This window comes from Priestia sp. 179-F W1.4 NHS (assembly GCF_045369295.1).
In the GTDB taxonomy this organism is placed as follows: Bacteria; Bacillota; Bacilli; order Bacillales; family Bacillaceae_H; genus Priestia; species Priestia zanthoxyli.
The window spans coordinates 104,131-125,793 of sequence record NZ_JBIQFF010000008.1 but is presented as its reverse complement, the minus strand read 5'-3'; the positions used below and the strand labels follow the sequence as shown (position 1 = coordinate 125,793).

23 protein-coding genes and 1 riboswitch are annotated in these 21,663 nt (G+C 37.6%); of the genes, 16 read left to right on the top strand and 7 right to left on the bottom strand.

The genetic code is table 11. The features are described 5' to 3' along the window. The first annotated feature begins 17 nt into the window (after window positions 1-17). Window positions 18-245 carry a hypothetical protein gene (locus tag ACH0CI_RS24340; RefSeq protein WP_028414355.1) on the top strand — a complete coding sequence of 76 codons (228 nt, stop codon included), beginning with the start codon at window positions 18-20 and terminating at the stop codon, window positions 243-245. 232 nt (window positions 246-477) lie between these two features. Here the strand turns inward: ACH0CI_RS24340 and ACH0CI_RS24335 are convergent, their stop codons facing one another. Next, window positions 478-687 (bottom strand): alpha/beta-type small acid-soluble spore protein, encoded by a 210-nt coding sequence (locus ACH0CI_RS24335; RefSeq protein ID WP_016762907.1) that lies wholly within the window; start codon window positions 685-687, stop codon window positions 478-480. Window positions 688-957: 270 nt separating this feature from the next. On the opposite strand from ACH0CI_RS24335, the gene ACH0CI_RS24330 reads away from it, so the two are divergent. Together ACH0CI_RS24330 and ACH0CI_RS24325 are read left to right on the top strand one after the other, a co-directional pair. Further along, window positions 958-2,292 (top strand): prolyl oligopeptidase family serine peptidase, encoded by a 1,335-nt coding sequence (locus ACH0CI_RS24330; RefSeq protein ID WP_406902385.1) that lies wholly within the window; start codon window positions 958-960, stop codon window positions 2,290-2,292. A gap of 137 nt (window positions 2,293-2,429) precedes the next feature. After that, window positions 2,430-3,428 (top strand): LacI family DNA-binding transcriptional regulator, encoded by a 999-nt coding sequence (locus ACH0CI_RS24325; protein ID WP_406902384.1) that lies wholly within the window; start codon window positions 2,430-2,432, stop codon window positions 3,426-3,428. 61 nt (window positions 3,429-3,489) lie between these two features. Here the strand turns inward: ACH0CI_RS24325 and ACH0CI_RS24320 are convergent, their stop codons facing one another. After that, window positions 3,490-4,770 (bottom strand): MFS transporter, encoded by a 1,281-nt coding sequence (locus ACH0CI_RS24320; RefSeq protein WP_033580688.1) that lies wholly within the window; start codon window positions 4,768-4,770, stop codon window positions 3,490-3,492. A gap of 424 nt (window positions 4,771-5,194) precedes the next feature. Here ACH0CI_RS24320 and iolG point away from each other — a divergent pair, with 424 nt between their 5' ends. From iolG to ACH0CI_RS24285, 7 genes are all read left to right on the top strand, one after another. Beyond that, window positions 5,195-6,217, top strand: a complete 1,023-nt coding sequence (gene iolG / locus ACH0CI_RS24315; protein WP_406902383.1) for an inositol 2-dehydrogenase — start codon at window positions 5,195-5,197, stop codon at window positions 6,215-6,217. Window positions 6,218-6,296: 79 nt separating this feature from the next. Then, window positions 6,297-7,304 carry a 5-dehydro-2-deoxygluconokinase gene (gene iolC / locus ACH0CI_RS24310; RefSeq protein ID WP_028414350.1) on the top strand — a complete coding sequence of 336 codons (1,008 nt, stop codon included), beginning with the start codon at window positions 6,297-6,299 and terminating at the stop codon, window positions 7,302-7,304. 73 nt (window positions 7,305-7,377) lie between these two features. After that, entirely contained in the window at window positions 7,378-8,835 is a 1,458-nt protein-coding gene (locus tag ACH0CI_RS24305) for a CoA-acylating methylmalonate-semialdehyde dehydrogenase (protein WP_028414349.1), read from the top strand. Window positions 8,836-8,947: 112 nt separating this feature from the next. Then, the gene (gene iolD / locus ACH0CI_RS24300) at window positions 8,948-10,882 is read left to right on the top strand and encodes a 3D-(3,5/4)-trihydroxycyclohexane-1,2-dione acylhydrolase (decyclizing) (protein WP_034268096.1); all 1,935 of its coding nucleotides are present in this window, start codon (window positions 8,948-8,950) and stop codon (window positions 10,880-10,882) included. Window positions 10,883-10,966: 84 nt separating this feature from the next. Then, window positions 10,967-11,863, top strand: a complete 897-nt coding sequence (iolE, locus tag ACH0CI_RS24295) for a myo-inosose-2 dehydratase (RefSeq protein ID WP_406902382.1) — start codon at window positions 10,967-10,969, stop codon at window positions 11,861-11,863. 60 nt (window positions 11,864-11,923) lie between these two features. Then, complete coding sequence (locus tag ACH0CI_RS24290; protein ID WP_033580685.1) at window positions 11,924-12,949, top strand: LacI family DNA-binding transcriptional regulator; 1,026 nt, start codon at window positions 11,924-11,926, stop codon at window positions 12,947-12,949. Window positions 12,950-13,083: 134 nt separating this feature from the next. Next, entirely contained in the window at window positions 13,084-13,872 is a 789-nt protein-coding gene (locus tag ACH0CI_RS24285) for a 5-deoxy-glucuronate isomerase (protein ID WP_406902381.1), read from the top strand. Window positions 13,873-14,115: 243 nt separating this feature from the next. Here ACH0CI_RS24285 and ACH0CI_RS24280 read toward each other — a convergent pair whose 3' ends face one another. The 3 genes from ACH0CI_RS24280 to ACH0CI_RS24270 form a co-directional block, all read right to left on the bottom strand. Next, a complete protein-coding gene (locus ACH0CI_RS24280) occupies window positions 14,116-14,334 on the bottom strand; it encodes a hypothetical protein (RefSeq protein WP_013055227.1) in 219 nt (72 codons plus the stop codon). A gap of 349 nt (window positions 14,335-14,683) precedes the next feature. After that, on the bottom strand, window positions 14,684-15,550 hold the full coding sequence (locus tag ACH0CI_RS24275; RefSeq protein WP_028414344.1) for a YitT family protein: 867 nt from the start codon (window positions 15,548-15,550) through the stop codon (window positions 14,684-14,686). A gap of 383 nt (window positions 15,551-15,933) precedes the next feature. Beyond that, entirely contained in the window at window positions 15,934-16,344 is a 411-nt protein-coding gene (locus ACH0CI_RS24270) for an Lrp/AsnC family transcriptional regulator (protein ID WP_406902380.1), read from the bottom strand. A 195-nt stretch (window positions 16,345-16,539) separates the two neighbouring features. After that, window positions 16,540-16,584, top strand: a riboswitch (PreQ1 riboswitch). A gap of 9 nt (window positions 16,585-16,593) precedes the next feature. Here ACH0CI_RS24270 and ACH0CI_RS24265 point away from each other — a divergent pair. From ACH0CI_RS24265 to ACH0CI_RS24250, 4 genes are all read left to right on the top strand, one after another. Next, window positions 16,594-17,082, top strand: coding sequence for a QueT transporter family protein (locus ACH0CI_RS24265; protein ID WP_028414342.1), 489 nt, complete (start codon window positions 16,594-16,596; stop codon window positions 17,080-17,082). A 435-nt stretch (window positions 17,083-17,517) separates the two neighbouring features. Continuing rightward, window positions 17,518-17,967, top strand: a complete 450-nt coding sequence (locus ACH0CI_RS24260) for a hypothetical protein (protein ID WP_047751699.1) — start codon at window positions 17,518-17,520, stop codon at window positions 17,965-17,967. A 69-nt stretch (window positions 17,968-18,036) separates the two neighbouring features. After that, entirely contained in the window at window positions 18,037-18,282 is a 246-nt protein-coding gene (locus ACH0CI_RS24255; protein WP_335707677.1) for a hypothetical protein, read from the top strand. A gap of 27 nt (window positions 18,283-18,309) precedes the next feature. After that, the gene (locus tag ACH0CI_RS24250; protein ID WP_028414339.1) at window positions 18,310-18,657 is read left to right on the top strand and encodes a hypothetical protein; all 348 of its coding nucleotides are present in this window, start codon (window positions 18,310-18,312) and stop codon (window positions 18,655-18,657) included. Between the two features lie 56 nt (window positions 18,658-18,713). Here the strand turns inward: ACH0CI_RS24250 and ACH0CI_RS24245 are convergent, their stop codons facing one another. Beyond that, the gene (locus ACH0CI_RS24245; RefSeq protein ID WP_335707676.1) at window positions 18,714-19,247 is read right to left on the bottom strand and encodes an MFS transporter; all 534 of its coding nucleotides are present in this window, start codon (window positions 19,245-19,247) and stop codon (window positions 18,714-18,716) included. A gap of 275 nt (window positions 19,248-19,522) precedes the next feature. Here ACH0CI_RS24245 and rluF point away from each other — a divergent pair, with 275 nt between their 5' ends. After that, window positions 19,523-20,239, top strand: a complete 717-nt coding sequence (gene rluF, locus ACH0CI_RS24240) for a 23S rRNA pseudouridine(2604) synthase RluF (protein WP_014461744.1) — start codon at window positions 19,523-19,525, stop codon at window positions 20,237-20,239. 37 nt (window positions 20,240-20,276) lie between these two features. On the opposite strand, the gene ACH0CI_RS24235 is transcribed toward rluF, so the two are convergent. Next, window positions 20,277-21,230, bottom strand: a complete 954-nt coding sequence (locus ACH0CI_RS24235; protein ID WP_406902379.1) for a TRM11 family SAM-dependent methyltransferase — start codon at window positions 21,228-21,230, stop codon at window positions 20,277-20,279. Between the two features lie 260 nt (window positions 21,231-21,490). Between ACH0CI_RS24235 and ACH0CI_RS24230 the strand changes: the two genes are divergently transcribed. Further along, window positions 21,491-21,649: a hypothetical protein gene (locus tag ACH0CI_RS24230; protein WP_165635927.1), complete on the top strand. Its 159-nt coding sequence runs from the start codon at window positions 21,491-21,493 to the stop codon at window positions 21,647-21,649. Window positions 21,650-21,663 lie beyond the last annotated feature (14 nt).

Here is a 21,663-nt window from a genome sequence, read left to right as displayed (position 1 = left end):
CGAAAGGAAGGGGACCGATGAGAAATCTAGAAAAAACGGAATATGAACTTGACTATTTGAAACAGCAGCAAGAAGTTAATCAAGAGCTCATCAAAGTTTCACAGTCTCTGGTCGCTACGTTAAAACAGTATGAAGAAGAACCGACCAATACAGAAGTGTTAGCTGTAATCGCTGATTTAGAAGGTCAGCAAGAACAGCTCAAAGCAAAGACCGAAAAGATATCTGAAGAGCTTGCACATTTATAAAGTGAGATAAAAGAAGTTCCTATAAAAGGAACTTCTTTTTATGTTTTATTATACACAGTCTATTGTGAGAGAAAGAGAATCTTATATAACCGGATGTGAACGTTATGGGGGTAGTGATTTTGTTTTAGATACATATAGATGAGAAGGAACGCGATAAGACATTATATAAAAATGGGAAAAAGGAAGAACGGTCATTCGCTCTTCCTCCAGCCGTATTGCTTATGATAGTGATTTAGAAACGTCCGCCGCCAAGTTGCTGTTCAGCCATTTGCACAAGGCGTTTTGTGATTTCTCCGCCTACTGAGCCGTTTGCGCGTGCAGTTGTGTCAGGACCAAGAGTTACGCCAAATTCGCTAGCGATCTCATACTTCATTTGATCGATTGCTTGTTGAGCACCGTGTACTGCTAATTCGTTGCTGCTCTTATTTCTGCTGTTTGCCATCATAATCAACTCCTTTTATAAGGTTAAGATTATGATTTGATTAATAGATAGTTTTTATACATAAAATAAAAAAATTTTTTCAAGGACTTATAGAATATGCTTATTGGAATATAGTTACAAAGTTTTCCACTAGGTAACGGAAAATAATTATGTGTAGAAAGAGAGAGAGGTCACGTAAAATAGAACACAAGTAAGTAAGCGGTTACATGTTATTCGAAATAGAATGAGAATGTTAATATTCCTATTCTAATTTAAAAGGAGGAGTCCATCATGTATCAAACATTAAAAAAATATGTACTATTGGCTGTTACATGGAGTCTAGCAATTGGCATTGTACTCTCTTATGAGAAAGAAGCGCTTGCGAAACAGGCGCACGAAAAAGCTACATCTTATCGTACAGTGACAGAGATATATGACTGGGGAGCGGTGATCACAAAAATTATTATTGACTTAGGTGAACCTGTTCCAACCAATTCACTTACAAAAGAAACGTTTAAGGTGCATGTGGCTCGAAGTGATAGTCGATTAAAACCGTCTTTATTGGAACAAGGAGATCGTACAATAAAAAAAGCCTATGTATCCGATAAAGATGGACAACCAGCCGTACATACTGGAAAATATGCAGTTTTAGAAATGGAAGTTGGACCAGCTGTTTCATTAGGAGCACCACTAAATTATGATGAATATGGTACAGGGTTAAATGCATGGATAGACAGTCAATATACCATTACCCAGCAAAAAGACATGATAACAAAAAAAGGAAAGTTGTCAGGGCTTGTAGTGAAACAGTTTAAGGGAGAGAAAAGAGAGCTCGTAGATGATTTTACCATTCAAAAAGGTATATATTATAATATGGAATTGGCATACGCAAGTTACGCGCCGAAAAAAGATAAGAAAAAGAATCCGTTAATTATTTGGCTGCATGGAGGAGGAGAGGGAGGAACAGATGCAACAATTCCCTTATCTGCCAATAAAGCTGTTAGCTTTGTCACAAATGAAACTCAGGCTTATTTTAAAGGCGCCTACGTTTTAGTACCTCAAGCGCCAACGAAATGGATGGATGGTTATACAGGTGAAGCGGATGGAACTTCGATTTATAAAGAATCACTGATGGCACTAATTCAAGAATATGTTGCTAAAAATCCTGATATTGATCCCAATAGAATCTATATCGGAGGAGCATCTAACGGCGGATATATGACTATGCTTATGATTCGTGATTATCCAAACTATTTTGCAGCAGCATTTCCAGTATGTGAAGGACTAAATGATAGATTAATTACGGATCAAGATCTTGAAAAGATGAAAGAAACGCCTATTTGGTTCGTAGCCGCTAAAAATGATACGGTTCTTCCACCAACGATTAACACTCTTCCAACTTATGAACGTTTGGTGAAAAGCCATGCAAATAATGCTTATTTATCACTATTTGAAGATGTGCATGACACCACGGGTTTATACAAAAATAATGATGGTTCGCCCTATCAGTATAACGGGCATTCATCTTGGATATATCTGTATAATAATGAACCCAACGCTAAAATAAATGGAGCTACAACAACCATAATGGAATGGATGAGCAAGCAATCGTTGAACAACAATTAATCATTTATAAAAAAGCTGTTTCAAGTAGAGCAGCTTTTTTATGTCTCTTTTAAAGCTAAAGCATATATCTAAAATAAACGATTGAATACTTTCGTGATAAAATAAGGAAAGAGATCACGAAGAAAGGAACAGTGAAAGTGAAACCAACCATTTACGATGTTGCGAAAGAAGCAGGGGTATCGATAGCCACTGTATCCAAAGTAATCAATCAGACAGGCCGTATTAGTGAAAAAACGATAAAAAAAGTAAATGAAGTAATGATGGAATTAGATTATCAGCCTAGCAGTGTTGCAGCTGCGTTAACTGGGAAAAAGACATACACGATTGGCGTGCTAGTTCCTGACATCTCTAATCCTTTTTTCGCAGAGGTAGCAAGAGCTTTTGAGAATAGTGCCAGAGCAGCGGGATACACGCTTTTTTTATGCAGTACGGATCATCAAACAGAACGTGAGCATGAATACATAGATCTTTTATTCAAAAAGCAAGTAGATGGAATTATTATCGCAACCGAACTAAATGATACGAAGCTCGTAAAGAAAATTGTGAAGCATGATGTACCACTTGTATTGTTTTCAGTTGATCATCCTTCTATCTCAACGCATGTAGTGACAATTGATAACGTTCGCGGAGGATATATCGCAGGTACGTATTTAATAGAAAAAGGTCATCAATCGGTAACGATTATCACTGAAAAAGATAGAAAAAGCAGTGAGGGGCGATTAGCAGGATTTAAACAAGCGCTCACAGAGGCAAATTTATCACTAGAAAATCAGTCCATTATCAGCTGTTATTCAACAGTAGAAGATAGCAGAAGAGCAAGTAAACAGCTGCTTTCTTTGCCTAATAGGCCGACAGCAGTCTTTGCATGTACGGACTTAATTGGAATATCCCTCATAAATGAGGCAAGAAAGCAGGGGCTTTCAATTCCAGGAGATCTGTCGGTAATTGGATTTGATAATACAATTTATGCGGATATTGCTGAGCCTGGTTTGACAACGATTGAACAACCTATTTCGCAGATGGCAACTAGTACGTTCGAACAGCTGTTAAAGTCTATGAAAAAAGAAGAGCATGCAAAGCAGCGAATAACAATTATTCCAGAACTAGTAGAACGTGCGTCGGTAAAAAAGCTATAAAACAGAGAAAAGAAAAAGCTGCATGTGCCTGGGCACATGCAGCTTTTTTACTTAATAATATTTATAGAGAGACCGGATTTTTGACTTCGTTTATTGTTTCGCCTTTGACTGTTGTTTCTGTTGGAATTGTAAGGAAACCCGTTAAAAAAGCTCCAAAGAAATATAGGCAAGCAAAGATCCAGATTACGCCGCCCGTGCCTAAAAGACCTATGAAAATAGTTACAATTAAAGGGCCTACAAAAGCAGAAAGTCCAGATCCTAAATTCAATACGGACATCGCAGCTCCTTTATTCTCCGGAGCTAAGGAAGGCACTAACGCTGTAAGAGGGACATATCCTGCTAGTGTTGCACCGTAACAGCATGCGACAATCATCATTACCCAATAATTATGTCCTACGAATTGAGGTACATAGTAAAGAGCGAGTGTTACAATTCCGCATCCTACTCCACCAAACCATTTGATTGTATTTACCCAGCCAAATTTATCTCCAACAATACCAAAAATAATATTAAAAGCCATATTCACAAAAAACAGAGTGCCCCAGATTTGAAGCCATTCGCTCATTGTGAAATCGTGTTTCATCATATAGGTTGGCAAGAAGACAACAAATCCAAATTGAGCAGCGGAATTAATAATCTTTACAACTCCACCGATTCCTACTTTAGGGTTCTCAAATGCAATTGTAATCCCTTTCATTAATTCTTTTGTTTTGTTATCGCTTACTTTTTGAACGGTAAATCTGTCTTTATTCATGATAATTGAAAAGATTCCGCCGATCAAAACAAAAAGTAAACCACTCCACAAGGTAGCAATTTCGCCGATTTTAGGAACCATGTAACTGGAATAAAAAGCTCCGATTACGCTTAAACCAAGCTGGAAGACAAACCAAAACCAGCCTACTGCTTTTGAAAGCATTTCCTGGGGCGTGCGGTAAGACACCCAGACCAAGAATGAGTAAGCAAATAAAGGGTAGCCAAATCCTCTAAGAGCATAGCAAATTAATATAATTGTGTAATTCATAATATGAAGTCCTATACCTATAAATCCAATTGAACCAATAATAAAGGATATCAAGCCGAATGCCATTGCTTTTCTAGGACCCCACAGCTGAACCAGTACGCCGGAGAACCAGGAAGAAATAGAGACCGTAATACCGTAAACGGTAAAAAGTAAAGCAGCATGTTCAATGGTTAAACCTCTTTCTACAAGATAAGGAGATAACCATCCTTGTTCTAAGCCATCGCCAATCATAAAAACAATAATACCTATGTATCCCCACGTTAAATGAGAAGGGATCCCAATCCTGTCAAGAGCTGTTTTTCTGGAAATAAATTCATTCATTTTTCCACACCACCAGATCGATTATTTTATTGAAAACATCAAACTAATTTGGTTAAGCGCTTAATCTATTTGATAAAAAGTATACGCTTACATTTTTTAAACGTCAATTAAAATTTTAAATATATCTAATTTTCAATTAAATGATTTCAACAGTGGAAATAGTAGTAGATAAGATTATAATAACTTGCCCTTATTATAAGAATACTTAAATATAGAGAATTCCCTTAATTTTAAGCATAAATAGATAAAAATAAGGTTTTTCATACTGTACAATCAGATGAATAAAAAACAAATATTCTAAATAATCTATAAAAAATGTTGCATTTCAAAAAACAGTATGTATAATTGGAAATAGGAAAGCGCTTAACCTAAAAATAGGTTTGAGCGAATGTTTTCTTAACTTTTAATTAAAGGGGAAAATAAGATGGGGATTCTTACAATTGGAATAATTGGTGCTGGACGAATAGGTAAATTACATGTTGATAATTTAAAATTAATGCCGCAAATAAAAATTAAAGCGGTTTCAGACGTAGTGGTAGATCATTTGCACGAGTGGGCTGCAAGTAAAGGAATTTCAACGTTAACAACAAATTATCAAGATTTATTAGCAGATTCAGAAATTGATGCCGTTCTCATTTGTTCGCCAACGAATACGCACGCATCGATTATTGAAGAAGCTGCTCGAGCGAAAAAGCATATTTTCTGTGAAAAGCCCGTTAGTTTTTCAGTAGAAGAAACAATCCAAGCGTTAGAAGTAGTAAAAGAACACGGCGTACAGCTTCAAGTTGGCTTTAACCGACGATTTGATCCCAACTTTAAAAAAGTGCATGATCTTGTACAGCAAGGAGAAGTAGGACAGCCGCACATTTTAAAAATCACCTCCAGAGATCCTCAGCCTCCGAGTCCAGAATACGTCCGCGCTTCAGGAGGATTGTTCATGGATATGATGATTCATGATTTTGATATGGCTCGTTATGTAATGGACAGTGAAGTAATTGAAGTATCGGCTTACGGGACGACGCTCATCGATCCTGCTATTGAAGAAGCAGGGGATATAGATACGGCAATTGTGTCATTAAAATTTGCAAACGGAGCTTTAGGCGTGATTGATAACAGTCGTCAAGCTGTCTACGGTTACGACCAGCGCCTTGAAGTTTTTGGTGAAAAAGGTTCCGCTACTGCTGATAATTGCCGTCCAACTACAGTAGAAATATCAACAGGCGAAAGTGTAGTGAAAGAGAAGCCGCTATATTTCTTCCTTGAACGCTATACACAAGCATATATAGATGAAGTAACACAGTTTGCAAGAGCAATTATGGAAAATCAAAGCGTAATTTGTACAGGTAACGATGGATTACAGGCAGAACGAATTGCTAAAGCAGCAAAAAAATCTTTACTATCAGGGCAGCCAGTGAAGATTGAACATAAAAAATACGCAGTGAATTAATGATAGAAATGTGGGCTGAAAGAGAATATCTTGCTCTTTTCGCCTTTTTAGGAAAGCGCTTAACTAAGGAGGAGTAAAGATGAATCCGCTTGTTTTTAAAGAAAATCGTGAGTTAGATTTTATCGCTATCGGTCGCTTATGTATTGATTTAAATGCAAATGAAACACAGCGTCCAATGGAAGAGACTAAAACATTCACTAAATATGTAGGAGGCTCTCCAGCTAATATTGCGATTGGAGCAGCAAGGCTAGGCTTAAAAACCGGTTTTATCGGAAAAGTATCAGATGATCAAATGGGCCGCTTCATTACTGGGTATCTTCAAAAAAATAAGATTAATACAGATAGTATTGCTGTCGATAAAACAGGGGCTGTAACGGGGCTTGCTTTTACGGAAATCAAGAGCCCTACAGATTGCAGCATCTTAATGTATCGAGATAACGTAGCGGATTTAAAACTAGATCCTACAGAAGTATCAGAAGAATATATTAAGAAGTCAAAGGCTCTTTTAATATCTGGAACCGCTCTTGCACAAAGTCCTTCTCGTGAAGCTGTATTTCTAGCATTAGAATACGCACGCAAGCATGAAGTTGTAGTGTTTTTTGATATTGACTATCGTCCATATACATGGGAATCGGAAGCTGAAACGGCAGTCTATTTTAATTTAGCTGCTGAAAAATCAGATGTAATTATTGGTACGCGAGAAGAGTTTGACATGATGGAAAAACTTTTAAATTATAAAGAATCTAATGATCAAGTAACAGCAGAGCGCTGGTTTTCTCACCATGCTCAAATCGTCGTGATTAAGCATGGTGGAGAAGGATCTATTGCCTATACAAGAGATGGTAAGTCTCACCGTGGAGGAATATTTAAAACAAAAGTTCTGAAAACGTTTGGTGCTGGTGATTCCTATGCTTCAGCCTTTATTTATGGATTGATGCAAGGACTGGAAATTCCACAGGCAATGCGATTGGGGGGTGCCTCCGCTTCGATTGTCATTTCAAGACACAGTTGTTCAGATGCTATGCCGACAAGCGTTGAGCTCTTCAACTTTATGGAGACAGCAACTGAAGTTTTGCAGGAAGCCTAATAAACAAAGGGAAAATCTTGAGAGATTAAAGGAATAGAAGCTTATTAAAATCAGATAAAGGGAGAGATATTCTATGACGCAAACAGCAGTAAAAACAGTAAAAAACTATATTGGTGGACAATGGATTGAATCAGCTGCATCAAAAACGGAACCTGTGTATAACCCAGCAACAGGTGAATTAATCGCACAGGTACCTCTTTCTACAAAAGAAGACGTAGATCAAGCGGTGCAAGCAGCAAATGAAGCGTTCAAAGGGTGGGCAAAAACAGCTGTGCCTAAACGTGCACGAATTTTATTCAAGTATCAGCAGCTATTAGTAGATAACTGGGATGAATTAGCAAAGTTAGTGACAGTTGAAAACGGAAAAAGCTTTAACGAAGCGCGAGGTGAAGTGCAGCGTGGAATTGAATGCGTAGAATTCGCGGCAGGAGCTCCTACGTTAATGATGGGGAAACAGCTTCCTGATATTGCAACAGATATTGAGTCTGGCATGTACCGCTATCCAATTGGCGTCATTGGAGGAATTACACCGTTCAATTTTCCAATGATGGTTCCTTGCTGGATGTTCCCGCTTGCGATCGCTTGCGGCAATACATTTGTGTTAAAGCCTTCTGAGCGTACGCCGCTGTTAGCTGCAAGATTAGCTGAGCTGTTTGAAGAAGCTGGTTTGCCAAAAGGTGTATTAAATATTGTAAACGGCGCACATGATGTGGTAAACGGTCTTCTTGAACATAAATTAGTGAAAGCTATTTCGTTTGTAGGTTCCCAGCCTGTAGCTGAGTACGTGTACAAAAAAGGTACGGAAAACTTAAAGCGTGTTCAAGCTTTAGCCGGTGCTAAAAACCATTCAATTGTATTAAATGATGCAGATTTGAACGTAGCAACAAAACAAATTATCGGAGCCGCTTTTGGTTCAGCAGGTGAACGCTGTATGGCAGCATCTGTTGTTACTGTACAAGAAGAAATTGCGGATCAGCTAATTGAAAGATTAGTAGAGGAAGCAAATGATATTGTAATTGGGGACGGCTTAGAAGAAAACGTCTTCTTAGGACCAGTCATTCGTGAAAATCATAAAGAGCGTACGCTCAGCTATATTGAATCAGGCGTGCAAGAAGGAGCGGAGCTTATTCGTGACGGTCGCACAGATGCAGCAGTAAATGGCAAGGGCTACTTTGTCGGACCAACGATTTTTGATCATGTTACGCAAGAAATGAAAATTTGGCAAGATGAAATTTTTGCACCTGTGCTGTCTATTGTACGTGTGAAAACATTAGAAGAAGCTATTGAAGTAGCTAATAACTCTCGATTTGCAAACGGTGCTTGTATTTATACAGATAGCGGCGCAAGCGTACGTGAGTTCCGTGAAAATATTGAATCTGGTATGTTAGGAGTAAATGTAGGGGTACCGGCACCTATGGCATTCTTCCCATTCTCTGGCTGGAAAGATTCTTTTTACGGTGATCTTCATGCAAATGGTACGGACGGCGTGGAGTTTTATACAAGAAAGAAAATGGTAACAACGCGCTGGTAAGTGATTCATTAAAAATCGCATTCCATTTTAAAAGGAGGTATCAGGAATTAAAGATATTCCTTATGCTTCCTTTTTTAAAATCGCAATCTAGTATTAGAAGGGAGAAAGAAGCATGGAAACAGTTAGAATGACGACGGCACAAGCATTAGTGAAGTTTTTAAATCAGCAGTATGTTGAATTTGATGGAAAGCAGCATCAGTTTATTAAAGGGATTTTTACAATTTTCGGGCACGGAAATGTAGTAGGTCTTGGGCAAGCTTTGGAAGAAGACCCAGGAAATCTAGATGTATATCAAGGACGTAATGAACAAGGAATGGCCAATGCAGCGATGGCTTTTGCAAAACAAAAACATCGAAAGCAGATTATGGCTTGCACATCTTCAGTAGGACCAGGTTCGGCAAATATGGTTACAACGGCAGCGACAGCTTCAGCTAATAACATTCCAGTTTTGTTGCTTCCCGGCGATGTATTTGCAACTAGACAGCCTGATCCTGTTTTGCAGCAAATTGAACAGTCATATGATTTATCTATTTCTACAAACGATGCTTTCCGTCCAGTGAGTAAGTACTGGGATCGCGTAAGCCGCCCTGAACAATTGATGACAGCTATGATTAATGCGATACGTGTGTTAACGAATCCTGCAGATACGGGAGCTGTAACTATTTGTTTGCCTCAAGATGTGCAGGGAGAAGCATGGGACTTTCCAGCTTATTTCTTCCAAAAGCGCGTTCACCGCATTGAGCGTCGCCTTCCGACTAGGGACAGTCTAGCAGATGCAATTCAAGCAATAAAAACAAAGAAAAAGCCAATCATCATTTGCGGAGGAGGCGTTCGGTATTCAGAAGCTGCAAAAGAGTTAAAACAATTTGCTAGTGAGTTCCATATTCCATTTGGAGAAACTCAAGCTGGGAAAAGTGCCGTTGAAAGCGACTATCGCTATAATCTTGGCGGAATAGGTGTAACAGGAAACTCAGCTGCTAATACAATCGCTAAAGATGCGGATTTAGTAATTGGAGTAGGCACTCGATTTACTGATTTTACAACAGCATCTAAACAGCTTTTTCAACATCCCGACGTGCAATTTCTTACTATTAACACGTCTGAATTTCATGCAAATAAACTGGATGCCGTGAAGCTTGTAGCTGATGCAAAAGAAGGGTTGTTTGCTCTTAGGAAAGAGCTCATGTCAATTGGCTATCAGTCTGGTTACACGACAGAAATTGCAAGTGCAAAAGACGCATGGGAAGCAGAATTAGAGCGTCTACATAGCATACGTTTTACAGGGGCAGATTTTATTCCAGAAATAAAAGGTCATTTAGATGAAAGCTTAGCTGAATATGCAGAATCACTTGGTACTCAATTAACGCAAACAGAAGTAATTGGAGAGGTAAATAAGCTCCTTGATGACAACTCCGTCATTGTTGGTGCAGCTGGAAGTCTTCCAGGTGACTTACAGAGAATGTGGAAGTCTAATAAACCCAATACCTATCATATGGAATATGGATATTCATGTATGGGATATGAAGTATCAGGTGCACTTGGAGTTAAGCTGGCTGAACCAGCTAAAGAAGTGTATGCGATGGTTGGAGATGGAAGCTATCAAATGCTGCATTCAGAGCTCATTACAAGCCTTCAAGAAAGAAAAAAGATAAATATTTTACTGTTTGATAACTCCGGATTTGGATGTATTAATAATCTTCAAATGTCAAATGGAATGGGGAGTTTTGGAACAGAGTTTCGCTATCGAAACGATGAAACAGGAAAATTAAACGGAAACGTGATGAAAATTGATTTTGCAGCCAGCGCCGCAGGCTACGGTGTAAAAACATATCGTGTAAGCTCTCTTGAAGAACTAAAAACGGCAATGGAAGATGCACAAAAACAAGAGACTTCTACATTAATTGATATTAAAGTGCTACCCAAAACTATGACAAACGGTTATGAATCGTGGTGGCATGTAGGAGTAGCAGAGGTATCTGAAAATTACCATGTACAAGAAGCCTATAAGGATAAAGTGAAAAATCTTGAAATGGCCAGAGGCTATTAACAAGCAAGAGAAATGGCCGATGTTGAGGGGAAACATTCGGTGAATATAATAGCGTTTTCAATTTGATATAGGGGAGAGGAAGACATGTTCAAGGAAAACACGGTCAAACTGGGGATTGCTCCAATCGCTTGGACAAATGATGACATGCCTGAACTAGGAGCTGAAAATACATTTGAACAGTGTATCAGTGAGATGGCTTTAACCGGTTTTAAAGGAAGTGAGGTAGGAAACAAATATCCGCGAAATGTTTCGATCTTAAGGAAGGCATTATCACTTCGGAATTTAGAAATTGCAAGCGCATGGTTTAGTACATTTTTAACGACAAAGCCGCCGGAAGAAACGGTGACGCCATTTATTGAACATCGCGATTTTTTATACGAAATGGGAGCAAAAGTAATTGTTGTATCTGAACAAGGACACAGCATTCAAGGGATGATGGATGTACCTTTATTCAAAGAAAAGCCCGTGTTCACGCCAACAGAGTGGAGCAGCCTTATAGAAGGCCTGCACTATCTTGGGAAACTAGCAAGAGAGAAAGATATGCATATTGTCTATCATCATCACATGGGAACAGGCGTCCAAACAACAGAAGAAATTGAGCAGCTAATGGAGCTTACCAATCCAGAGCTTGTTTCGCTCCTATTTGATACCGGTCATCTTGTTTTTTCAGGCGAAGAACCTCTTTATATCTTAAAAAAATATCTTCATCGTATTAAACATGTTCATTTAAAAGATATTCGCCAAGAAGTAGTTGATCGAGTCAAACAACAAGACCTGAGCTTCTTGCAAGCGGTAAAAGAAGGAGCCTTTACTGTTCCAGGCGACGGAGTTATTGAATTTGATGAAGTATTTACTACGCTTGCCGCTTCTGATTATAACGGCTGGTTTGTCGTAGAAGCAGAACAGGATCCAGCGCTTGCTAATCCTTTTGAATATGCGTTAAAAGCAAGAAACTTTATTAAAGAAAAAAGCGGTCTTTAATTTCTATTGTAAAAGGTTTTACGCCTTTTATATGTTTATGAAAGGAAAGGAGGAGATGAAATGAAGCCAACCATCTATAGTGTGGCTGAAGAAGCAGGTGTATCAATTTCCACCGTATCAAAAGTTATCAATCAAACCGGTCACATTAGTGAAAGAACAAGGCAAAAAGTAATTGAGGTTATGGGGCAGTTGAATTACCATCCAAGCGTCGTAGCATCTGCTTTAACAGGAAAGCCTACTAAAACGATTGGGCTTCTCGTACCCGACATCTCCAACCCTTTTTTTGCCGATTTGGCAAGAAGTATAGAAGACCGAAGTCATGAGCGAGGTTTCCATGTTGTAATGTGTAATACCGATAACGATGCGGAAAAAGAGAAAAAATATCTATCGCTGTTAATTCGTCAGAGAATCGACGGTTTAATTGTAGCATCTGCTTTTCGCAATGCTAATCTTTTAAAAAATATGCTGAAGCAAGATATACCCATTAGCGTTATTGCTTCAGAAATCCCTCACATATCTGTTAATACAGTGACAGTGGATGACTATAAGGGAAGCTATTTGGCGACTGATTATTTGCTATCTTTGCATCATAAAAAAATTGCGATTATTACAGAAAATGCAAAAAGTAATCACGCCCGTTTAGATGCTTTTCGAGATGCCATGCAAGAAAATGGAATCACTGTGTTACCTCAGCACGTTATTACGACCGAAGCTAGTATTCAAAAAGGATATGAAAGTGCTAAGCAAATTTTTTTAATGAAGGAGAAAGTGACGGCTATTTTTGCTTGTAACGATTTACTGGCTATTGGCGTCATACAAGCGGCAAAAGAATTCAACATTGATGTGCCGAATGACTTATCAGTGATTGGCTTTGATAATACCGTCCTTTCTACTACCATCACGCCCATGTTGACGACGGTAGCACAACCGACAAAAGAAATGGCTGTAAACGTAGTGGATTTGCTGGTTAGAGAAATGGAATACTCAACGATGCATAAAGAACATTTACTTCTTGAGCCGAAATTGATTGTCCGGAAATCGACGGCTCCGTTACGAAGAAACGCCACAGCATCTGCAAATAATTGAATACAATCAAGAGTATTGCTGTTAATAAAAACTCTTCACAGTCACATATTCAAAAGAATGTATAAAGTCTATGAAGAAAAAATGAGTGATTAGTAAATTCTGATTGTGCTACTACATAAAGGAGGAAGTTAAACATGCTAGGTAAATTAGGTGAATTAAATAAAGGATACAACGTACTTACAGAAATGGCCGGTCAGCACAAAGATATGCTGATGGATATTGGGATTTATAATATGTCTCAAGGAAAAGAGGAAACTTTACTAGACAGCAGCAATGAAACGGCTATTCTTTTACTAGAAGGAAAGGTAAAGCTAGAGTGGGAAGGACATTCGAAAGAAATTCAGCGTGAGTCTCTTTTTGAAGAAGAGCCTTGGTGTTTGCACGTTTCGAAAAATGTGGAGGTTAAAATTACCGCGCTTGCCAATAGTGAAGTACTAGTTCAAAAAACGGATAATGAAAAAGAATTTTCATCAAAATTATATACGCCTGAAGACTGTCAAAATACAGTAGCTGGTGAAGGAGTATGGGAAGGTACCGCTCAGCGTGTCATTCGGACAATCTTTGATTATAATAACGCTCCTTATTCTAACCTTGTTATTGGAGAAGTTATTTCTTATCCAGGAAGATGGTCGAGCTATTCGCCTCATCATCATGATCAGCCTGAAGTATATTACTATCGTTTTGACAAGCCGCAAGGATTTGGCTGTGCAATGGTTGGAGAAGGTGCATACCGTGTAGTTGATAATAGTTTTATTACAATTCCAGGTGAATTAGATCATCCTCAAGCAACGGCTCCCGGCTATGCGATGTACTTCTGCTGGATGATTCGCCATCTTGACAATAATCCATGGACAGACCGTATTATGGAAGAAGAGCATAAGTGGTTATTAGAGCCGGATGCAAAAATTTGGCCTGAAAAATAAATAAAACTCTTTATACGAAATGGGTTTCAAATGTTGAAAAGCCTCGAATAAAAAAATAATTATGCGTAAAATAATAGTTTATTTTTGTAAAATATGTTTTTATATGTTAAAGTATAGCTTGTATTAATATTCAGGCGATGATATCGCTCTTTTTGGCAGATTCCTTTTTTAGGAGTCTCTTTTTTTTCTAAACAGAAGCAAGAGATCGTATGTCAATCAAAAAAAGGAGATAAGCGTAGCCGCTTATCTCCTTTTCTTTTTAGCATTATCTAACGCTAAGTTCTTTTTCACTACTTTTTCTAAAGCAACTTCCACGTGAACATTTTTTTCATCGATGTCATTCACAAGCACGACGGTTCCTTTTCGTCCCTTAATCTTTAAATCATCACCCGTAGAAGGAATGTTTTCCCTCAGCTGGCTTAATAGAAGCTTTCTGTTTTCAAAAAAGTGGACAGCCACCATTTTATCTCACCTAATTTCATATGATATGTGTGATACAAAGATGTGTATATGAAATCCTTCCTATACATTATGCCGCCAGGGGTGGTTTTAGAACACATTGAATAGACAATTGTTGCATCGATATATGAAATAAATAGGGTGGCATAGTTATAAATCTTCTATTCTTGGACATACTTATACTACTAATCTAAAAAGGGATGTGGATGAAAATGAAGGTGGCTATCGGATTAAGTGTATTTACGGTCGTTACAGGAGCAATTGCGTTAGGGTCAGTTTACTTTTTAGCAGGGATCTTTTCGTTTTTCTTAACGGTTTTTTCATAAAAAAATCCACCAAGAGGTGGATTTTTTTATTTAGCAGCGGCTTTTGTTTCATGAGGCGAATTGCCGATAAATCCAAATTTTCCGCCGACAACTTCTTTTACTTCGTGGATGACAATAAAAGAATTCGGGTCAATTTGCTGGATTTTCTTTTTAATTTTTAATAACTCGTTCTTTTTAATAACAACGTAGATAATGCGTTTATCTTTGTTGGCGTAGTAGCCATATCCGTAAAAGATGGTAGCTGCATTTCCAAATTCACTGGTGATAACTTGCGCAATGTCTTTGTACTGATCAGACATAATCGTCATTGCTTTTTTGTTGTGGAAACCTTCGATAACAACATCGACGATTTTAGCACAAAGATAGACGAATATAAAAGTATAGAGGGTATTGTTGACGCCAATAGCAAAAACCGATGCTAAAATAATGACGCTGTCCATGTAGAACATGCTTTTCGAGATATTGTAGCCTTTTGTGTAGTTTAATAAATAAGCTAAAAGAGTTGTGCCGCCGGTAGATCCATCCGCGATAAAAATGAGTGCCAGTCCTGTTCCCATTAGTAAAGCCCCGAATACAATTCCTAAAATCATGTCGTGAACGTGAAAAGGAATATAGCTGACCAGACCTAAGAAAACGGACGTCATGACAGCTCCTAGAATCGTATAGAGAATGGTTTTTTTAGTTAGAAATTTATAAGCTAAGGCAATGAATACAAGGTTCACAAGAAATGTGCTGATACTTGTAGGGATATGAAATAAATAATATAAAACAAGAGCAATACCAACCGTACTTCCGTCACCTAATTTATTTGGAATGACGAAAAAATCAATGGATGCAGCAACTAAAAGCGCTCCGGCAATAATTAAAATGATGTCTTTATAGATTGTTTTCAATATGCAAACCTCCCTGATCATTAGGATATTTTCACGTGGAATCTTGTTTTTACTAGTGTTTCACAAATGATAAAATAAAAAACGTCTTAGAAATTGTCTAGTTATAAAACTGATCAACTTCTAAGACGAAGAATTACGATACGTGTATAATGTCTTGAGTCTGCTTTTCTATGCTTCGATGTCACCGATTATATAAACCTCTGACCGCTATGTCAACGCTATGAGAGATGTTCAACTTTTCAAAAAATAGAAGGCGGTTTCCTACATAAAAAAAGAATCCTTTGCGACGGCGCAAAGGATTTTCAAATTTATTGGAATAGGGGGAATACGTTATTAGGATTACCATTTTCATAAATTAATATACCTTTATTTTTTAAAAAAATTTATTTGTTAATGACGATTGAAAGTTTGTAATTCACATGCTGATTTAGCTCTGTCAAAAAATCATTTAGTTCTTCATTTGAATGAAATTTGCATTCTAGTAAGTAGCAGCCATCGCCGCTAATTTTAAAGTTGTTGATGACGTACTTCTTCTGACTTTCTACAAATGTAAGGTAGGGGTGGTGATGAATGCTCTGCGTATAGATATTTAAAAATGCATGGACGGTGTAGCCAAGTTTTCGTTCATTAATGTTAATTGTATAGCCTTTGATAATGCCTTCATCTTCTAACTTTAATACTCTAGCAGAAGCGGCTTGTCCGGTTAAATGCACTTTTTCTCCTAATTCTTTCATCTTCATACGTCCATTTTTTGATAGCTCTTCTAGTATGCGCTTATCTGTATTATCTAACATCGCTACAAATCCTTTCGTATTTCAAATCAAAAGGGTTAACTACTTTATGTCACCTATGTATACGGATACGTCTTCTATTTTATACTAAAGAAAAGTAAGAAAAAAGAGCAGTCAATATGGAAGACATGAAAGCAGCAGTAGTTTGCAAACAGCTAGATTGACGAAAGCTTAAGCTTGCTGTATGATTCTTTGAGTGTTTACGTGGTTCGTAACCATCCCACGTTAAAAAACTAAGGAGAGAATAGTAAGATGAATATAAGAACACTTTGCGTCAACGGTCTTTTAGCAGCTATGTATATTGCTGTTAGCATGTTAATTCAGCCGTTTGGCTTCACCAATATCCAATTTCGTATATCAGAAATGTTCAATCATTTGATTGTATTTAATAAAAAGTACGTGTACGGCATTGTACTAGGGGTATTTCTGACGAATTTGTTTTTTTCACCAATGGTCGCTTATGATCTGGTGTTTGGGGTAGGACAATCTGTACTATCATTACTCATTACCATTTTTTCTATGCGCTACATTAAAAATATGTGGGCTCGTATGCTTATTAATACACTTGTGTTTACGTTTACGATGTTTATTATTGCGTTTGAACTGCACCTAGCATTTGATTTACCATTTTTCTTTACATGGTTAACAACAGCTGTTGGTGAGTTTGTGGTTATGCTTGTTGGAGCACCAATTATGGCGGCAATTAATAAACGTGTACAATTTAATAAGCTAGTTGGATAAAAAGATGCGGCTGTGATAAATCTCACAGCCGCATCTTTTTTTCTTTGTTATTCTATAAGTGTAGTGATAAACCCCTTATTATTGAAGAGCTTTTCACGCATGGACAAATTACCCATATCTAGCATGTAAAAAGAGCAGGTCGCTATTGCGTTCTGCTCTTTTTGCGTAACGCAATAGCGAGTATTCAATTAGATTATTTTGAAAGAAGAAGTGACAAATCTCACAGCGCGTTCTTTTTTCTTTTGTTACGATATACATATAGTTGGCAAACTCCTTATCGAAAAGTTTTTCGTACAACAACACATTACCTATGCGTAGCAATTAAAAAAGCAGACCGACAAGGTTTGCTTTTTTAATTGTATATTTTTACCATTAAATAACTTTTTTGAGTTATAATTGTAAAATAATCTTTGTTACGAGAGAGGGGATTATTTTTTGAATAGAAAGTTAGGAATTCTTGTTTTATTAGTGTTAGCTATCTTATTTGCCGGGTGTTCAAAAGAAGAAGACAACGTTCCTTTAAGAGAACTAGAAAAGATCCATATTAACGTCATCAAAGAACAAAAGATGAAGCAAGGGATTTCGTATGAATTGGAATTCGTAAACAAGAGCGATTTGACCATCAAACAAAACAATGTCTTTTTATCCTATCCTTTAAAAATGAAAAACGGTTATTCTGAAAATAAATTTAAGGTGTTAGCAGAAGGCAATAAGTTAAATATTAAGCCAAAACAAAAGGTAAAGTTGAATGCATTTCTTCCTTATAAAGGAATTAATAAAGAAGCGTTAGCTATTGATGAGCCTGACGTAAAGTGCATAGGATATTGGAATAAGATCGATGACTACCATCAATTTTCTTTTGGAGGATCTTTGAAGCGAGAATAATACATGGATTTGTTAAATAATGGAACTTATGAAGCGTGAAATCGTATATAAATCAAGGGGGAGATTTTATTGAACAGATATGGAATATTTATCATTAGTTTCATCGTTTTCTTGGGTAGCTTTCAACTGCTATCAGGAATGATTCTTACGCTCTTATATGTTCCAGAAAGTTCGACTATGTGGAGCTCAATCGAAGGATTATCAAGTAAAGTAACGTTTGGCAGTTATTCTGGTAGCTTTGCTTTTATGATTCCCGCTGTAGCAGCTACAGCCGCTTGTTTTATCTCTAAAAAATGGGTTAGGAAAAGTGTATAAGAAACTAATAGCGGTGGTGAATAAACAGTGAATGTAGACACGGATAGATTAGTTAGCTTCTTTATTTTATGGGGAACACCCGCTGCTTTTAGTATAATAGAGTACTTTAAACTGAGTAAGACTGAAAAACAAGAAGCTATACGAGACTTAACATCATTAAAATCGATTATAACAACAGGCTTTATATTGATTGGAGGAGTGATGGCGAGTTTAGGTAGAGTATTATCGCTGCTGCCTCTGCACATTATAGGTACTTTTATTTTAGTCATTGGTGGTATCGCGGGCGCTATTGAAGCATGGAAAACAGAAAAAAAGAGAGGTATTATTATTCTTGCTTTCATAGTATCTATGATTGCTTTTACATTTGTAATATAAATTCGGCATGTAACAAGAGCTGCTCATGACTTGAGCAGCTCTTGTTAGTTTCTTATTTATTGCGTCTCCAGCTGCTGGTCTTTTTTCTTTAACGTAAGAGCGAGCAGGAACGAAACGATAGCGAAAGCGATGGCTACATAATAGACGGTATGGACCCCGCTTGTCATACTTTTTATTTGTAACAGCGTTTTATTCGCTTCATTTGATTGTTGAATAAAGTGCTGAGAAGCCATAGTCATAATACTTGTATACAAAGCTGGTCCAATCGCGCCTGCAACTTGGTTAATCGTATTTGAAATGGCTGAACCGTGAGCGTGAAGAGGTTTAGGTACTTGATTTAAAGCAAGCGTCATCACGGGCCCTATGCTTAAACCTACGCCAATTGTAAAGGCGGCGTATAAAATAGCTGCGGTCATCGTAGTTGTTTCGCTTGAAATGGTAGTGAACAAACTTAAAATAAACGTTAAAAGAATTAAACTTGTTAAAAGCAGCGGCTTAAATCCAATTTTATCAAACAAACTTCCTCCGACCATAGCTGTTAGAGCCAGCGTTACTCCTCCTGGAAGCATAAGAAAACCTGATGGTAGCAACTCTATACTGATCAGTCAATCTAGACGTTTAGGTCTTGCATAGAAGTGGAGATTGACGTTAGTTTGACAGGTGTAAGCATTGCTTGAAATGTTAAGAATAAGATTACAAAGTATTTTGGATCTATACTTCTATTGCTGTTAAAAAATATAGTCAAGTAATGAAATTAAAAGAAGACGAGAAGCGTATAGCATGTTACGATAGGGACGGTATAGAAATTGACACATATCGGTTTCTAATAGAAGAGACAAATTTTAAAATTTTTAAATGTAAGGTTGTGATTCACCTGAGACTGAATAAATTCATTAGCGAATCTGGCAAAGCGTCAAGACGCGGGGCAGATAAGTTAATTAGTGAAGGAAGAGTAACCGTTAATGGAAAGGTTGCAAAAATCGGAGATCAAGTTAAGCCTGGCGATGATATTCGAGTAAGTGGCCAACAGCTTCGGATTGCTCGAAATAATGTATATATTGCACTTAATAAACCAGTCGGCATTACAAGTACGAGTGAGAAAAAAGTAAAGGGAAACATCATTGACTTAGTCAATCACCCTTTGCGTATTCATCATGTCGGACGACTAGATAAGGATTCAGACGGCTTAATTTTACTTACAAATGACGGCGATATTATTAACGAAATTTTACGTGCAGAAAACAAGCATGAAAAAGAATATATTGTTGCAGTAGATAAGCCGATTACACCCGAGTTTATCAAAAACATGTCTGAGGGAGTGAAAATTTTAGGTACAAAAACGCTTCCTTGTAAAGTGACACAGCTGTCTAAGTACGAGTTTCAAATTATTTTAACACAGGGCTTAAATCGTCAAATTCGCCGTATGTGTGAAGTGCTCGGATATGAAGTATACCGACTTCAGCGTACGCGTATTATGAATATTCACTTAAACAACTTGCCTGTTGGGCAATGGAGAGATTTAACGAAAAAAGAGCGTACGCAGCTATTCAAAGAATTAGACTATGAACCTAAAGAGTGGTAAATCAAAAGACACCAGCCTGTTAGACTGGTGTCTTTTTTTATTCGCATACAACTACTTGTCTAGAAAATACGCTTTTGCGCGCTACGCAGCGATCTGAAATAGAAAAGCCGGCTTCATGAATCATATGGTCAATCGTGTCTACTGTAATCACGACTACTTTATCCGCAAAGCGGCGAGCGTGTTTTAAAATAGAAAGCTGATCTTCAGGCGTCGCGTGGGTGTAGAGATTGTAAGGCATGTCGATGATCGCTACGTCATAGTGAGTGGCAACATCCGAAATCGGTCCGGTTTTGACATCACCCTTTAAGTCGAAATGCGCAATATTTTCACGAGATCCGTCGGTCACAAGTGGGTTGATATCGCGTCCTACAATATCAATGCCCATTGAAAGAGCTTCTACGAGGACTGTACCAATACCACAGCATGGATCAATCGCTTTGATTCCTTCAGGCTTTGGAACGGCAATGTTAGCTACAGCTCTTGCAAGGCGGGTACTGAGTGCCGTAGAGTATTCACGCGGTTTCTTCAAATGATGCAGCCATACAGCTTCGCTTTTTTGATATTTTCCAAAATACCAGCGTCCTTCAAATGGAACAATTCCAAACAAATGGTCAGGGTTATGCAAGTCTGCTTCTGCTACAAAATGCCAACCCACATCACGTTCAATCGCACGCTGACCTTTATAGCTTATTTTTTGATCTTTTTCTAAGTCATTAATTTTCATAAAAATGAGTTTAAATGTTTGATCTCCAAGGTCAATATCTTCTACTTGTTTGCAAATATCTGCAAGGTCATCTGATTCATACATAATATCTAATCGCTCTTTGATAAAAGGGCTTCTGCTTGGATCAAGTTTAACGGCGCTTTTTATGATAGGTTTCTCAGTTTCAATTTCAAAAAGAGAGCGTCTCTCTAATTGACATAGTGAGAGTTCCTCTTCGCTGCATGCGTATGTGTAGATATACTGAGGCAGCTGCGTATGGTTATTCAATATCGTATCATCCTTTATCGTATCTAATTATCCTTCTTCTCAAACAATAGCGAGAAAAGAAGAGAAAAGCAACGAATTTAAATATATTTGGCTGTGAATACTAAATTGAAGCGCTACATAGTCCACTTATTTGACAAAACATGCTAAAATAACTGATGATAACCTGCATGTGCTGCTGTTTATACAAAAGAACTGGATCAAGGTTTCTCAAAAATCATTTATACACTGCTGACATTTTGATGAATAGGAGAGGCTACGTGATGTCTAAAAGTGATCATGAAAAGCAACAGATGAGTCGGGCTGATATGAAAAAACAAGCTAAAACATCCTCGCAAAACCTTGTGATGAACGTACTCATTGCCATTGTATCTGCATGTATTTTAGCTCTTATTATAAATATTTTTGTACTAATGAAATGAGCCGTTATGCTGCT